The following is a 13,374-nucleotide window of genomic DNA, read 5'->3' as shown; positions in this document are numbered from 1 at the left end:
CAGTTTCATGGTATACAGGAACTTGCTTTGACCCGCTGCACGCCCCGCGGTATAGGGGCGGCAACGGGCCACATGGCCTTAGGGGGTGCTCCTTGATCCGCTTCTTCCTGTCTACGCTCGGGGGTATCTTCTCCTGGATCGTCACTGCGCTGGCCTTCGTGGCGCTGACGATCGGCGGCATCTTCTACATGTATTCGCGCAACCTGCCGAGCCACGAGCAGCTGGCGCAATATACGCCGAAGACGATCAGCCGGATTTACTCGGGCGAGGGCCGCCTGATCGACGAATTCGCGCAGGAACGCCGGATTTTCGTTCCGATTCAGGACATTCCCGATATCGTCAAGGAAGCTTTCGTTTCCGCCGAGGACCAGAACTTCTACATCCACAAGGGCTATGACGCGCAGGGCATGCTCTCGGCCGCCTTCGCCGCGATCAAGTCCGGTGGCAAGGACATGCGCGGCGCCTCGACGATTACCCAGCAGGTGATGAAGAACTTCCTGCTCGACGGTTCGCGCTCGGCCGAGCGCAAGATCAAGGAACTGATCCTGGCGTCGCGCGTCGAACAGGCGCTGTCGAAGGATCGCATCCTTGAGCTTTACCTCAACGAGATCTTCCTCGGGCAGAACTCCTATGGCGTGGCCGCGGCGGCCCAGACCTATTTCAACAAGCCGCTGACCGATCTGACGATTTCCGAAGCCGCCTATCTGGCGGCGCTGCCGAAGAAACCGGCGGAACTGCATCCGGTGCGCAACTACGAAGAGGCGCGGCTGCGGCGCAACTACGTGCTGCGGCGCCTCTATGAAGACGGTCACATCACGAAAGAGCAGATGGAGACCGAGCAGGCGACCGAGTTGCGCTCGGTGCAGCGGGGCGATTACGAGACCTTCCGGCAGGCGCTGCCGCCGCGTGACTATTTCACCGACGAGATCCGCCGCCAGCTCTCGAAGAGCTTCGGGCAGGACGAGTTCTTCGGCGGCGGTCTGACGATCCGCGCCACGGTCGATCCGAAGCTGCAGCGGCAGGCGGCGAAGGCGCTGCAGGATGCGCTGGAGAAATACGACCGCGGGCAGGGCGTTTGGCGCGGCACGGGGGTGACGATTGCGGCCGACAAGCTCGGCGACGAAGCCAGCTGGCGTGCGGCGCTGGCCGAAGTGCCGACCGACAAGGCCCCGCGCGATGTCGAGGGTTGGCATGCGGCGGTGGTGCTGGAGCTGACCGACAAGGAGGCGCGGATCGGCATCGAGGGGATCGAGGAAGATGCCGACGGCCACTGGATTCCGGCAGCCGACGTGACCTGGGCGCGCAAGCGCCGGGCCGACGGCGATCTGGGACCGCGGGCGAAACGCGCCTCGGATCTGGTCGCGGTGGGCGATGTGGTGCTGGTGCGCGCCGTGACCAAGGACGAGGACGGCAGCTTCCTGCGCTGGTCTCTGCGGCAGGTGCCGATCGTCGGGGGCGCCTTTGTCGCGATGGACGTGCACACCGGTCGCGTGCTGGCGATGCAGGGTGGCTTCTCGTATCAATCCTCGGTCTTCAACCGCGCGACGCAGGCGATGCGCCAGCCCGGCTCGAACTTCAAACCCTTCGTCTATGCGGCGGCACTGGACAGCGGCTTCTCGCCCGAGACGATCGTGGTCGACGCGCCGATCGAGGTGAACACGCCGCAGGGCCTGTGGAAACCGAAGAACGCCTCGAACAAATACTACGGGCCGACGCCGCTTCGCACCGGGCTCGAGCAGTCGCGCAACCTGATGACGGTGCGGATCGCGCAGGAAGTCGGCATGGATGTCGTCGCGGGCTATGCGGAGCGGTTTGGCGTCTACGATCCGATGGGGCAGTTCCTTGCGAATGCGCTCGGCTCGCAGGAAACCACGATGTACAAGCTGATCTCGGCCTATGCGATGTTCGCCAATGGCGGGCAGCGGGTCGAGCCGACGCTGGTCGACCGGGTGCAGGACCGCTGGGGCCGCACGATCTATCGCCATGACGCGACGACGACCTGCCCGGATTGCGGCGATCCGAACCTGTCGGCTGGCCTTGGCCCGCGGGTGCGCTCGGACCGCGAGCAGGTGATCAATGCGGTCACCGCCTATCAGATGATCTCGCTGATGGAGGGCGCGGTGAAACGCGGCACGGGCACGGGCGTGCATCTTCCGGTGCCGGTGGCGGGCAAGACCGGGACGACGAACGACGCGAAGGACGTGTGGTTCACCGGCTTCACCTCGAACATCGTGGCGTCTTGCTACATGGGCTACGACCAGCCGCGCACGCTGGGGCCGGGCGCCTATGGCGGCACGCTCTGTGTGCCGGTGTTCAATGAATTCATGCAGGAAGCCGTCAAGGACTATGGCGGTTCCGCCTTCAAGGTGCCGCCGGGCGGCTACTGGCAGAACTACAACCGCTTCACCGGCGAGAAGCTGCCCGACGGTGTGAGCGGGGATTTCGTGCAGGCGGAATACATGCGCGAAGGTCAGGAAATGCGCTCGCTCGGCCAGATCGTCGATGGTGGCTTCGCGATGGGCGAGAACCTGCCGCTGTTTGCGCAGGGCGAGACTGACAACGACACGACGGCGGTGACGACCTCGACCGGCGAGCAAAAGGTGATCCCGAAGAAGGCGACGTTCGGCTCGCTGTCGGCTGGCGGTCTTTACTGAAGAAGGCGATTTCGCCGCGGCTGTGCCGCGACGACCCGGGCGGGGGCTTTGCCCCCGCACCCCCAGCGTAGTTGCGCCAAGAAGAAGCCAAGCCGCCGAGGTTTCAGAACGCGGGCAGCGCGCCGATCGAGACGAAGCCGCGCAGCACCGCATCCACCGCGACGGCGGCCAGAACCATGCCCATCACCCGGCTGATCACCGCCTCGCCGGTCGTGCCGAGCACCCGGTGCAGCGGCGCCGCAGCAAGCAGGATGGCGGCCGTGCAGGCCAGAACCACGCCCATCAGCGCCGTCGTCATCGCCTGATGTGCCAGCGAAAACCGGTCGTTGTCGGTCAGGATCACCACCGTCAGCATCGCCCCCGGCGAGGCGATCGAGGGGATCGCCACCGGAAAGACCGCGGTCCGACGCACCCGCTCGGCCTCGGCGATCTCCTCCTCGGGTTTCGAATGGCCGAAGATCATCGTCAGCGCGAAGAGGAAAAGCACGATCCCGCCCGCGATCTGGAACGAGGGTAGCGCAAGGCCAAGCGCCTCCAGCACCACCTGCCCGAGCCCGATGAAGAGCGCGAGCACCCTGAACGAGATCAGCACCGCCCGCAGCGCCACCGCGCGTTTCTGGGCCGCCGTCAGTCCGGTGGTGACGGCCAAAAACACCGGCAAGGTGCCGATCGGGTCGATGACCACCCAAAGCGTGACGAATTCCTGCAAGATCTGAGCGGGTGACAGCACGGGCTCTCCTTTTATCCTGAAATCATGATGGGTTCAGTCAGGTTATACGGTTCCGTCCCGCGCGTCACCGCATCGCCGGTCACAAAGCCGCCAGAACACGAAAAAGGGGCCCGAAGGCCCCAGGTTTCGCGACGATGCGAAGGGAGGTCAGTGTCCGTAGACCGCGTGATGCGCCAGATGGTCGGCATCTTTCGGCGAGATCCCCAGATCGCGGCACAGCCGCGGGCTCAGATGGGCGATCTCGTTGCGGGTCCGGCGATAGCGCGCATGACGTTCGGCGGAGGCGATCAGGCGGGAGAGGAGGCGTTTCATTTTCAGGCTCGTCTTGGGAAGGTGGTCATTTTTCTTGACCAGAAGATGCGCTTGTTGGGCGCTCACATCAACCGCCGATCCGGCAATGCCGCGATGCGGCGCGTGCAACGGTTGTCTGACCCGCATCTCCGCCATGCAAAAGGGGCAGCCCTGCGGCTGCCCCTTTGCGGTTCCAGCGATCTCTCGCTCAGATCAGCTTGCCCATCGCCACGGCGGTGTCCGACATGCGGTTCGAGAAGCCCCATTCGTTGTCGTACCAGGTCAGGATGCGGACCATCGTGCCGTCCATGACCTTGGTCTGATCCATGTGGAAGATCGAGGAATGGGGGTCGTGGTTGAAGTCCGACGAGACGTTCGGCGCATCGGTGAAGCCGAGCACGCCTTTCAGCGGGCCATTGGCAGCGGCGCGGATCGCCTCGTTCACTTCGGCGACGGTGGTGGCGCGCTTGGCTTCGAACACGAGATCAACGACCGAGACGTTCGGCGTCGGCACGCGGATCGCGACGCCGTCGAGCTTGCCCTTCAGTTCCGGCAGCACGAGGCCGACGGCCTTGGCGGCGCCGGTCGAGGTCGGGATCATCGACAGCGCAGCGGCGCGGGCGCGATACAGGTCCTTGTGCATCGTGTCGAGCGTCGGCTGGTCACCGGTGTAGCTGTGGATCGTGGTCATGAAGCCCTTTTCGATGCCGATCGCATCGTTGAGGACTTTCGCCACCGGCGACAGGCAGTTCGTGGTGCAGGACGCGTTCGAGACGATGATGTCGTCTTTCGTCAGCGAGCCGTGGTTCACGCCGTAGACGATCGTCTTGTCGGCATTGTCGCCCGGGGCCGAGATCAGAACGCGCTTCGAGCCGTTCTGCAGGTGGGCGGCGCATTTTTCCTTCGAGGTGAAGATGCCGGTGCATTCCATCGCGACATCGACATTGCCCCAAGGCAGTTCAGCCGGGTTGCGGATCGCGGTGACCTTGATCGGGCCACGGCCGACATCGATCCAGTCTTCGCCGGTGGTCACGGTCGCCGGGAAACGGCCATGCACGCTATCGAACCGCAGCAGGTGGGCGTTGGTTTCCACCGGGCCGAGATCGTTGATCGCCACGACTTCAATATCGGTCCGCCCCGATTCGATGATCGCGCGCAGCACGTTGCGCCCGATGCGTCCGAATCCGTTGATCGCCACCTTCACCGCCATCTCAGCCTCCTTTGGCTCGGTCCTCAAGTCGCCGCTACCTTGGTCAAGATGCAGGAAAGGTCAACAGAAGAAACCAATTCCGACACAATTTCGACCGCGGCGAGGGCCCCGGCGACGCTGTTCGCGCTCGCGCAAGCGCTAACGCCAGAAGGCGATCCAGTCGATCAGCAGGAAGGTCTTGCGGGCGAGGAACAGGAGGCCGTCGCCGTGCCGGAAAACCGCGTCGATCAGGACGGCGAGAAGGACAAGCAGGGCCAGCCGGATCGCGATGGTATTGGTCATGCTCTGCCCTCAGCCGCAGGCGGCCGGTCATGCCCCGCCGTGGCGGCCAGAATAGACGAGGCCACGGCCGGGGTGAAGCCCGGCCGGGCGCCAGAAAGGGTCACTCGGTCTCTTCGGCGACGAGGAAGATCTCGCCGCGCGATTCGAGGTCGCGGATCGCGGTGACGATCTCGTTCATCGCCTCTTCGACGTCCTTTTCCTTGACCTTGCCAAGGTTCTTCATCTCGTCGCGCAGGTTCTGCGCCATCCGTTGCGACATGTTCGCGAGGATGAATTCGGCCGATTTCGCATTGTCGCCCTTGGACCCGGCAAGGGCCAGGATGAGCCGGGTCTGATCGACGGCCCGCAGGATCTTCGGGATGTCGCGCGGTTCGATGCGCGCGTAGATGTTGGTGAAGGTGAAGATCGCCTTGCGCACCTGTTCGGCGAATTCCTTGTCGTCCTCCTCGAGGCCCTTGAGCACGGAATCGCGGGTGACGGCGGGCGAGAAGTTGAGGATCGCGCCAACGCGTTCGACCGGGCCGGTATCGAAGGCCTTGACCGGAGCGGCATCGAGCTGATCGGCAAGCGCTGCCCCGATACGCTGCACGGTTTCGGGCGCGACATTGCCGGTCAGCGAGACGGCATAGGTCAGACGCCGGGCGCGGTCCGAGGGCATCTTGCCCAGAAGCTCCGCCGATTTCGACACCGAGAGTTTCGAGAGCATCACCGCCCCCACCTCGATGCTTTCTTCCATCAGCACCGGCAGCAGCAGGTCGGCCGAAAGGCCGGTGACCCTTTCCCACGGATCGGCCCGCGAGGTCCCCGAGGCCATGCGCCGGATCCGCGTCGCGGCCGAGGCCGACAGCTGCCCGTCGAGCAGTTTCAGCGCGCCATCCAGCCCGCCCGGGAAGGCAAGGCCGACCGCTTCCAGCTCGGCGCAGAATTCCTCCACCACCTCATGCAGGGTTTCGCGGTCGATCAGCCGCATCTGCGCGATCGATTCGGCCAGCTGGGTCTGCTGATCGTCGGAAAGCTCCATCAAGGGCAACTTCTGCCCCTCGGCAGAGAGCAGGCGCACGATGATGGCCGCCTTTTGCCGACGGGAGAGCACCGGCCGGGAGTGCCCCGGTCTGGCCAGTTGCCCAAGCGGCGATCTGGGGGTGATGGCGTTCACGCAACTCTCCGTCCGTATCTTTTCGGAGACTGTCGCATGCAGCGGTTAAACCGCGGTTATCAGGACCCGGGCAGGCGCAAAAAACCTGCCCGGGTCAATATCTTCCACGCCGTTTCTCAGGCGCCGAAAACGCAGCTTTTCGGTGTTGCGCCTCGGCGCTTACGCGCCAAAGACGCGGGCAAAAATCGTGTCGACGTGCTTGGTGTGATAGCCGAGATCGAATTTTTCCTCGATCTCGGCGGGGGACAGCGCGGCGGTCACTTCCGGGTCGGCCAGAAGCTCGGTCTTGAAATCGGCGCCCTGTTCCCAGACCTTCATCGCGTTCCTTTGCACCAGACGATAGCTGTCTTCGCGCGACACACCGGCCTGCGTCAGCGCCAAAAGCACCCGCTGGCTCATCACCAGACCTTTGAACTTGTTCATGTTCTTGAGCATGTTGTCCGGGTAGATCACGAGGTTCTCGATCACGCCCGCCAGCCGGTTCAGCGCGAAATCAAGCGTGATCGTCGCATCCGGGCCGATCCCGCGCTCGACCGAGCTGTGCGAGATGTCGCGCTCATGCCAGAGCGCCACGTTCTCCATCGCCGGCACGACGCACATCCGCACAAGGCGGGCCAGACCGGTCAGGTTCTCGGTCAGTACCGGGTTGCGCTTGTGCGGCATCGCCGAGGAGCCTTTCTGGCCCTTCGAGAAAAACTCCTCCGCTTCAAGAACTTCGGTGCGCTGCATGTGGCGGATTTCAATCGCGCAGTTCTCGATCGACGAGGCGATCACGCCCAGCGTCGCAAAGAACATCGCATGGCGGTCGCGCGGAATGACCTGCGTCGAGATCGGTTCCGGGATCAGGCCGAGCGCGGCGCAAACATGTTCCTCGACCCGCGGATCGATGTTGGCGAAGGTGCCGACCGCGCCCGAGATCGCGCCGGTGGCGACTTCGGCGCGCGCATTGACGAGACGGGCGCGGTTGCGGTCCATCTCGGCGTAGAAGCGCGCGAAGGTCAGGCCCATCGTGGTGGGCTCGGCGTGGATGCCGTGCGAGCGCCCGATGCGGACCGTGTCCTTGTGCTCATAGGCGCGCTTCTTCAGCGCCGCCAGCACGCGGTCCATGTCCTTCAGCAGAATGTCGCAAGCCCGCACCAGCTGGATGTTCAGCGTGGTATCAAGCACGTCCGACGAGGTCATGCCCTGATGGACAAAGCGCGCATCGTCCGAGCCGATATGCTCGGCCAGATGCGTGAGGAACGCGATCACGTCATGCTTCGTCACCGCTTCGATCTCGTCGATGCGGGCGACGTCGAATTCGACATCCTTGGCGCGCCAGACCGCCTCGGCATTGGCCTTCGGGATCACGCCAAGCGCGGCCTGAGCGTCGCAGGCATGGGCCTCGATCTCGTACCAGATCTTGAACTTGGTGGCGGGTTCCCAGATGTCGACCATCTCTTTGCGGGCATAGCGCGGGATCATGGGCAGGCCTCTTGCTTGTGACGGGGTTGCGGGGTGCATAGACTGAGACCCTGTTTGGGGCAAGGCAAAGGGCGGGTCAGGATGCCGCAATTGAACGATTTCACCGGTGTCTGGGCGCTTTCGCGCACCATCACGCAGGCAGACGGGCCCGAAGGCCGCTTCACCGGGCAGGCGGTCTTCACCCCTGAGGGCGCCGGGCTGCGCTATCACGAGGCGGGGCAACTGGTGCTGGACGGCGAGACGGCGATGCAGGCCGAACGCGATTACCTGTGGTCGGCGGAGGGCGATCAGATCGTCGTGCGGTTTGACGACGGCCGCGACTTTCACCGCTTCACCCCGGCGGCGCCCGCCGCCGCGCATTGGTGCGACCCCGATGATTACCGCGTCACCTATGACTTTTCGCACTGGCCGGACTGGTCGTCGGAATGGCGGGTCACCGGGCCGCGCAAGGATTACGTAATGATCTCGCGCTACTCTCGCGCCTGAGGGGCAACCCTCCTTTGCCGCCCGGCGAAGTCCCCCCGGAGTCCTCCGGCCCGAAGCTGACGGGGTTTGCGTCTTCTCCGGCTTCGGGATCAAACCTCCGGGGGGAGGTGGCGCGGCGCCGATTTTGCCGTGAGCCGATTTTGTCGCGAGCCGATTTTGCCGCGATCTGGGCCTTGCACGCGCGCAGGCGCGAAATCCCGCGTTGCAAAGCTTGTAACCCGCCTTAAAACCTGCAAATCAGGGACAGAATAGGCAGGAGACGGAATGCGGGGGAGGCGCCATGACGAAGCGTGAGGCCACGGGGCCGGGCCCGGGGCGGCTGCGTCATCTGGGGCCGCTGATCATCGGCTTTTCGCTCCTAGGGCTGGGGCTTTTTGCGCTTCATCATCTGCTCAAACCCGTCAATTTCGCCGATGTCATCGCGCAGATGCGCGCGACGCCAAATGAAACGCTGGCGATAGCCCTTGGCGCCACCGCGCTCGGTTATGGCGCGCTGATCGGTTACGACTTCTGGGCGCTGCAATATCTGGAAAAGAAACTGCCTCTGCGCGTCGTCGCCTTGGGCGGGTTCCTTGGCTATGCCTTTGGCAATACGATCGGAATTTCGGTCCTGTCGGGCGGCGCCGTGCGCTACCGGATCTATTCCGCCTTCGGGCTGAACGCTTTCGAGGTGGCGGCGCTCGCCTCCTATATCGCGCTCGCCATGGGCACGGGGCTGTCGCTCGTCGGCGTCTTCGCACTGGCGCTGCACCCTTCGGCGCTGACCGGCCTCTTGCCGCTTTCGGAAACCACCGTCCGCGCGCTGGCGCTGACCGGGGGCCTTGGCACGCTCGGCCTGCTTTACGCGCTTGGCATCTCGGGCCGCGTGCTGCGCGTCGGCCGGTTCGAGATCGCCATGCCGCGCCCGCGCATCCTGACCGGGCAGATGGTGATCGCGCTTTTCGACAGTTCAATGGCGGCGCTGACGCTTTACGTCCTGCTGCCCCCCGGCGCGCCCGATTTCGTCACCTTCCTTGCGATCTACGCCACCGCCACGATGATCGGTGTGATCACGCACGTTCCGGGCGGCGTCGGCGTCTTTGAAACCGTCGTCATCGCCGCCATGCCGAAGGGCACCGCGGTGGGCGAGGTCGCCGCGGCGCTTTTGATGTTCCGCATGACCTATTACCTGCTGCCCTTCGGCCTTGCCTTCGTGATCGTGTCGCTGAACGAGGCGCGGCTCGCAGGGGGGTGGGCGCGCAGGCTTTTTGGCGACATCTCGGAGCCGATGCGGCCCGCCTTCAAGGCCATTGCCGGGATGGTGCCGTGGCTTTCGGGCGCCTGGGCCTTCGGCTTTGGCGCTTACCTGATGGCGGTCTCGATCCTGCCCACGGTGACGCCGCTGCATGATCCCGATGATCTGGTCGGGCTGATCCTGCTCGAGGGCGGCTCGCTCGTGTCCGCCGTGATGGGGGTCATTCTGGTGATCCTGTCGCATGGGCTCATCCGGCGGGTGAACGGCGCCTTCTGGCTGACGCTGCTGACGCTTGGCGGCGGCATCGTCGCGGTGATGCTGCGCAGCTTCGACACCGAAAGCGCGGCGCTGCTGGCGCTCGGGGCGCTTGCACTCTGGCCGTTCCGGCGCGAATTCTACCGCCAAGCCAAGATCACCGAAGGCGTGCTTGGCCCGGCCTGGATCGGCCTTGTCACCATCGTCATCGCGGCGGTGGGGCTGTTCTTCGTCTTCATCCATGCCGCGACACCCTATTCGCACATGTTCTGGTTCGACTTCGCGCAAGACGCCAGCGCGCCGCGCTCGCTGCGGGCGGGGGTGACCGGCTCGGCCGTGCTGGTGATCTTCACCATCTTCCTCGCGCTCAAACCCTCGTCGAAACAGCGCCCGCAGACGATGGCGCAGGCGCTGCGGCTCGCCTCGGAAATCGTCGCGAGCCAATCCGACCCGCAGGCCTGTCTGGCGCTCTCGGGCGACAAGGAATTCCGCTTTGCCGACAGCGGCACCGCCTTCCTGATGTTTTCGCGCCGCCGCAAGTCCTGGGTCTGCATGGGCGATCCGGTGGGCGACATGCGCTATTTCGACGACCTTGGCTGGGGCTTTGTCGAGGCGGCGCAACAGGCCTCGTGCCGCCCGGTGTTCTACGAACTCTCCGAGCGTCACGTCCCCTTCATGATCGAGATGGGCCTTGCCGCGCACAAGATGGGCGAAGAGGCGGTGGTGAACCTGACCAAGGCTTCGCTGTCGGGCACCCGTCTGGCAGGGCTGCGCACCGCCTACGAACAGGCCCGGCGCGAGGGGCTGAGCTTCGAAGTGCTGTCCCCGCCGCATGCGCCCGAGCTGATCGCGGCGCTGAAACCGATCTCGGAAAGCTTCCTCAAGCATCGGATCGGCCACGAAAAACGCTTCTCGGTCGGGCGGTTCGACGCGGCCTATCTGAACCGCTTCCCCTTGGCCCTGCTGCGGCGTCGGGGCGAGCCGGTGGCCTTTGCCGCGATGCTGGCACCGGGGGCGGGCAAGCGCGTCGCCATCGACGTGATGCGCTACCGCCCCGAGGATGCGCCCGCGCTGATCGGCTTCCTGTTCTTCGCGCTGATCGATCACTACAAGACCGCTGGCGCGGCGGAGCTGAGCCTTGGCCTTGCGCCGCTCTCGGGTCTGGGCACCCGGCGCACCGCGCGGCTGTGGGATCGCTTCGGGCCGCTGATGTTCCGCCACGGCGGCGCCTTCCACAGCTTCGACGACCTGCGCGCCTACAAGGCGCAATTCGGGCCGGAATGGCGGCCGCGGTATATTGCTCTACCGGTCGGCGTCTCGCCGATGGCGGCGATGGCCGATGTGGCTGGGCTCATCGCGGCCGGTCGGGGCGGCCTCTTGCGGCGCAAGTCCGGCTGATCAGTCGTCGTAGCCCTGCATCAGCCGAAACCGCAGCCAGGCATTGTCCGAGGCGATCATGCCCGGGATCAGCAGCGCATCCAGCGCCCACCACAGCGCGACGAAGGCGAGCGGCAGATAGCCCACCAGAACGATGGTCAGCGCCGAGCCGATGCCGAAGAGAAGCAGCATCAGCAAGCCCGAGACCCAGCGCCCCAGATAAAAGCGGTGCACGCCGAAAAAGCCGAGGAAGAACCACAGCAGATAGGCGACAAGGGCCGAGCGGCTGTCATTCGCCACGCGTTGTTCGATGTAAAGCGACCGGGTGTCGTTCATGTTAACCTCCGTAACATGGACGAGATATGGGGGCAGGGGGGGGCGCAATCAAGGGCCCGGGCAGAGCCGGGGCTCAGCGGGCGTAGACGGCGGTCCAGAAGGTGGTCTTGCCATCCGCCGCGGTGGCGGTGCCGATGCCGAAATCCTGCAGATAGGGGATGGTGATGTTCGCCCGGTGCTTGGGCGAGGCATTCCATTGCGCCAGCGTCCCGTTCAGCTCAAACCGACCGGCGGCGATGTTTTCGGCAATCGTTTGCGGGCGATAGCCCATCTGGCGGGCGCGGGCCATCGGCCCGGTGGTGCTGGTGCCGCGGTGGGTCATCGTGCCAAGGCTGGCCATCTCGCAGGCATGGGCGGCGGCGACGCGGTCAAGCACCGGGTTCGCGCGCAGGGGAGCGAGACCCGATTGCGCCCGCGCGGCATTCGTCGCGGCCAAGCCCGCGGCGGCCATCGCGGCGCTGGTCGCGGGGCAGCTGGCCCGGCCCGAGGCCGCGACGGCAATATCGCCATGTCCATCGGTCCAGACCACCCGACCGGGCAGGCGCGGCCCCGGGGTGGAGACGATCTCTTGCGGCGGCAGGGTGGAGGCGGCACCGCAGGCACCAAGGCACAGCAGGGCAAGAAGCGCGGCGGGGCGGGACAGCATCGTGACCTCCAGTCTGGAACGGCACGAACGTAAACCAATCTGCGGGTGGACCAAAACGGGTTTTCGTCAAAAGAAGAGGCGAATGCGATACAAACGACATGGCCGCGCCGCTTGGGGCGGAAAACCGCCGGACAGGCGGTTCAGAGCCGCTCGACCACCCCGAACCACCCCTTGCCGCGCCAGGTCTCAAAGCCCTCGGTGCGGTGAAAGCCCATCAGCCCGGCGCCGCGGGCGCACCAGCCCTTGGCCTGATCGGGGGGCAGTGCAACCTGAGTGATACGCTCCGCCCCGGGGCCGCGCGCCGCCAGAACCCGGCCCCGCGCATCGACCAGATAGCCGCGCATCTCGCCATCCTCGGCGCAAAAGCGCAGGCTTTTCAGCACCGCCTCGGCCTGCGGCGCCCAGTCGAACTGCGTCACCAGAAGGCCGATGACCTGACCGTTCCGCGCCCCGCCCGTCCGCACCGGCGTCGCCCAGGCCATCGTCGCCTTGCCACCCAGATGCGCCGAGATCTCGACATCGCCCGCGACGAAGCCATCCCCGTCCCGCACTGCCATCGCATCGGAAAACCACGCCGCTCCAGAGACTTGCGCCCCCGTCACCGGAAAACGGCCCGGCCGTCCGTTCGCCAGAACGCGGCCGTCGAGCCCGACCAGCCAGATGTCCGAATAGACCGTATAGGCATCCAGGATCACGCCCAGCCGCTGCCCCGCGCGGCGCAGCGTGTCGCGGTCCTGATGTTGCGCGGCGGTGACCAGATCGGCATCGGTCGCCCACCAGCGCACGTCGCAGGAGCGCTCGTAAAGATTGCGGTCGATCAGATCGACGGCGGTGAAGGCGCAATCGACAAGCCGCGTGCCGGTCGCCGCGATCGAGAGGTCCGAGACCATCTGTTCGAGCCCCGAGAGCCGCGCCTTCAGCGTCTCGCCAAGCTGGTTCGCAATCTCGCCGATCTGCCCCGAAACCTTGCGCACCTCCTCGGCCACCAGCGCGAAGCCCGCGCCCTGCTGACCGACCCGCGCCGCCTCGATCCGGGCGTTCAGGCCCAACACGTTCATCTGCTTGGTGATTTGCGCGATCCGATCGACGGTGATCCCGGTGATTTCGGAGGCATCCCGGGTCTCGGAGGCGATGGAAGCAAGGGTCGGTGCAGCGGTCATCCGGATACTCGAAAGGAAAAAAGTTGCGTCGCAGAGAGGCGTCGCGATCTTGATCCCGGATGACTCCTTACGACCCTCTGAACGGGGTTTGCC

Annotated in this window: 12 protein-coding genes; 3 read left to right on the top strand and 9 right to left on the bottom strand. The window is 65.4% G+C overall.

Annotation, left to right across the window (positions count from 1 at the left end):
- Positions 1–92 precede the first annotated feature (92 nt).
- Positions 93–2,654 carry a penicillin-binding protein 1A gene (locus C8J30_RS09620; RefSeq protein WP_110805634.1) on the top strand — a complete coding sequence of 854 codons (2,562 nt, stop codon included), beginning with the start codon at positions 93–95 and terminating at the stop codon, positions 2,652–2,654.
- A 103-nt stretch (positions 2,655–2,757) separates the two neighbouring features.
- On the opposite strand, the gene C8J30_RS09615 is transcribed toward C8J30_RS09620, so the two are convergent.
- The 6 genes from C8J30_RS09615 to purB form a co-directional block, all read right to left on the bottom strand.
- Positions 2,758–3,384, bottom strand: a complete 627-nt coding sequence (locus tag C8J30_RS09615; RefSeq protein WP_110805633.1) for a MarC family protein — start codon at positions 3,382–3,384, stop codon at positions 2,758–2,760.
- 147 nt (positions 3,385–3,531) lie between these two features.
- Positions 3,532–3,831 carry a DUF1127 domain-containing protein gene (locus tag C8J30_RS09610; RefSeq protein ID WP_110805632.1) on the bottom strand — a complete coding sequence of 100 codons (300 nt, stop codon included), beginning with the start codon at positions 3,829–3,831 and terminating at the stop codon, positions 3,532–3,534.
- A 52-nt stretch (positions 3,832–3,883) separates the two neighbouring features.
- Positions 3,884–4,885, bottom strand: a complete 1,002-nt coding sequence (gene gap / locus C8J30_RS09605; protein ID WP_110805631.1) for a type I glyceraldehyde-3-phosphate dehydrogenase — start codon at positions 4,883–4,885, stop codon at positions 3,884–3,886.
- A 138-nt stretch (positions 4,886–5,023) separates the two neighbouring features.
- A complete protein-coding gene (locus C8J30_RS09600) occupies positions 5,024–5,167 on the bottom strand; it encodes a glyceraldehyde-3-phosphate dehydrogenase (RefSeq protein WP_110805630.1) in 144 nt (47 codons plus the stop codon).
- Positions 5,168–5,267: 100 nt separating this feature from the next.
- Positions 5,268–6,314 (bottom strand): flagellar motor switch protein FliG, encoded by a 1,047-nt coding sequence (locus C8J30_RS09595; RefSeq protein WP_394341928.1) that lies wholly within the window; start codon positions 6,312–6,314, stop codon positions 5,268–5,270.
- 168 nt (positions 6,315–6,482) lie between these two features.
- Positions 6,483–7,787 carry an adenylosuccinate lyase gene (gene purB, locus C8J30_RS09590; protein ID WP_110805628.1) on the bottom strand — a complete coding sequence of 435 codons (1,305 nt, stop codon included), beginning with the start codon at positions 7,785–7,787 and terminating at the stop codon, positions 6,483–6,485.
- An 81-nt stretch (positions 7,788–7,868) separates the two neighbouring features.
- Between purB and C8J30_RS09585 the strand changes: the two genes are divergently transcribed.
- Both C8J30_RS09585 and mprF read left to right on the top strand, forming a co-directional pair.
- On the top strand, positions 7,869–8,273 hold the full coding sequence (locus tag C8J30_RS09585; protein WP_110805627.1) for a DUF6314 family protein: 405 nt from the start codon (positions 7,869–7,871) through the stop codon (positions 8,271–8,273).
- Positions 8,274–8,553: 280 nt separating this feature from the next.
- The gene (gene mprF, locus C8J30_RS09580) at positions 8,554–11,160 is read left to right on the top strand and encodes a bifunctional lysylphosphatidylglycerol flippase/synthetase MprF (protein WP_110805626.1); all 2,607 of its coding nucleotides are present in this window, start codon (positions 8,554–8,556) and stop codon (positions 11,158–11,160) included.
- On the opposite strand, the gene C8J30_RS09575 is transcribed toward mprF, so the two are convergent.
- The 3 genes from C8J30_RS09575 to C8J30_RS09565 all read right to left on the bottom strand — a co-directional run bounded on the left by C8J30_RS09575 (position 11,161) and on the right by C8J30_RS09565 (position 13,281).
- A complete protein-coding gene (locus C8J30_RS09575; RefSeq protein ID WP_110805625.1) occupies positions 11,161–11,475 on the bottom strand; it encodes a TM2 domain-containing protein in 315 nt (104 codons plus the stop codon).
- Positions 11,476–11,548: 73 nt separating this feature from the next.
- Positions 11,549–12,121 (bottom strand): CAP domain-containing protein, encoded by a 573-nt coding sequence (locus tag C8J30_RS09570; protein WP_245909753.1) that lies wholly within the window; start codon positions 12,119–12,121, stop codon positions 11,549–11,551.
- Between the two features lie 140 nt (positions 12,122–12,261).
- Positions 12,262–13,281 (bottom strand): methyl-accepting chemotaxis protein, encoded by a 1,020-nt coding sequence (locus C8J30_RS09565; RefSeq protein ID WP_281269376.1) that lies wholly within the window; start codon positions 13,279–13,281, stop codon positions 12,262–12,264.
- Between the last annotated feature and the right edge of the window lie 93 nt (positions 13,282–13,374).

It is taken from the genome of Rhodobacter viridis, assembly GCF_003217355.1.
Classification (GTDB): domain Bacteria; phylum Pseudomonadota; class Alphaproteobacteria; order Rhodobacterales; family Rhodobacteraceae; genus Rhodobacter; species Rhodobacter viridis.
Note: the sequence above shows the minus strand (reverse complement) of the source record. Positions and strands in the feature narration are given on the sequence as shown.

Coding starts and splice junctions, on each gene's coding strand:
- C8J30_RS09610 (WP_110805632.1), bottom strand. CDS start 3,831: ATGGCGGAGATGCGGGTCAGACAACCGTTGCACGCGCCGCATCGCGGC.
- gap (WP_110805631.1), bottom strand. CDS start 4,885: ATGGCGGTGAAGGTGGCGATCAACGGATTCGGACGCATCGGGCGCAAC.
- C8J30_RS09600 (WP_110805630.1), bottom strand. CDS start 5,167: ATGACCAATACCATCGCGATCCGGCTGGCCCTGCTTGTCCTTCTCGCC.
- purB (WP_110805628.1), bottom strand. CDS start 7,787: ATGATCCCGCGCTATGCCCGCAAAGAGATGGTCGACATCTGGGAACCC.
- C8J30_RS09585 (WP_110805627.1), top strand. CDS start 7,869: ATGCCGCAATTGAACGATTTCACCGGTGTCTGGGCGCTTTCGCGCACC.
- mprF (WP_110805626.1), top strand. CDS start 8,554: ATGACGAAGCGTGAGGCCACGGGGCCGGGCCCGGGGCGGCTGCGTCAT.
- C8J30_RS09575 (WP_110805625.1), bottom strand. CDS start 11,475: ATGAACGACACCCGGTCGCTTTACATCGAACAACGCGTGGCGAATGAC.
- C8J30_RS09570 (WP_245909753.1), bottom strand. CDS start 12,121: ATGCTGTCCCGCCCCGCCGCGCTTCTTGCCCTGCTGTGCCTTGGTGCC.
- C8J30_RS09565 (WP_281269376.1), bottom strand. CDS start 13,281: ATGACCGCTGCACCGACCCTTGCTTCCATCGCCTCCGAGACCCGGGAT.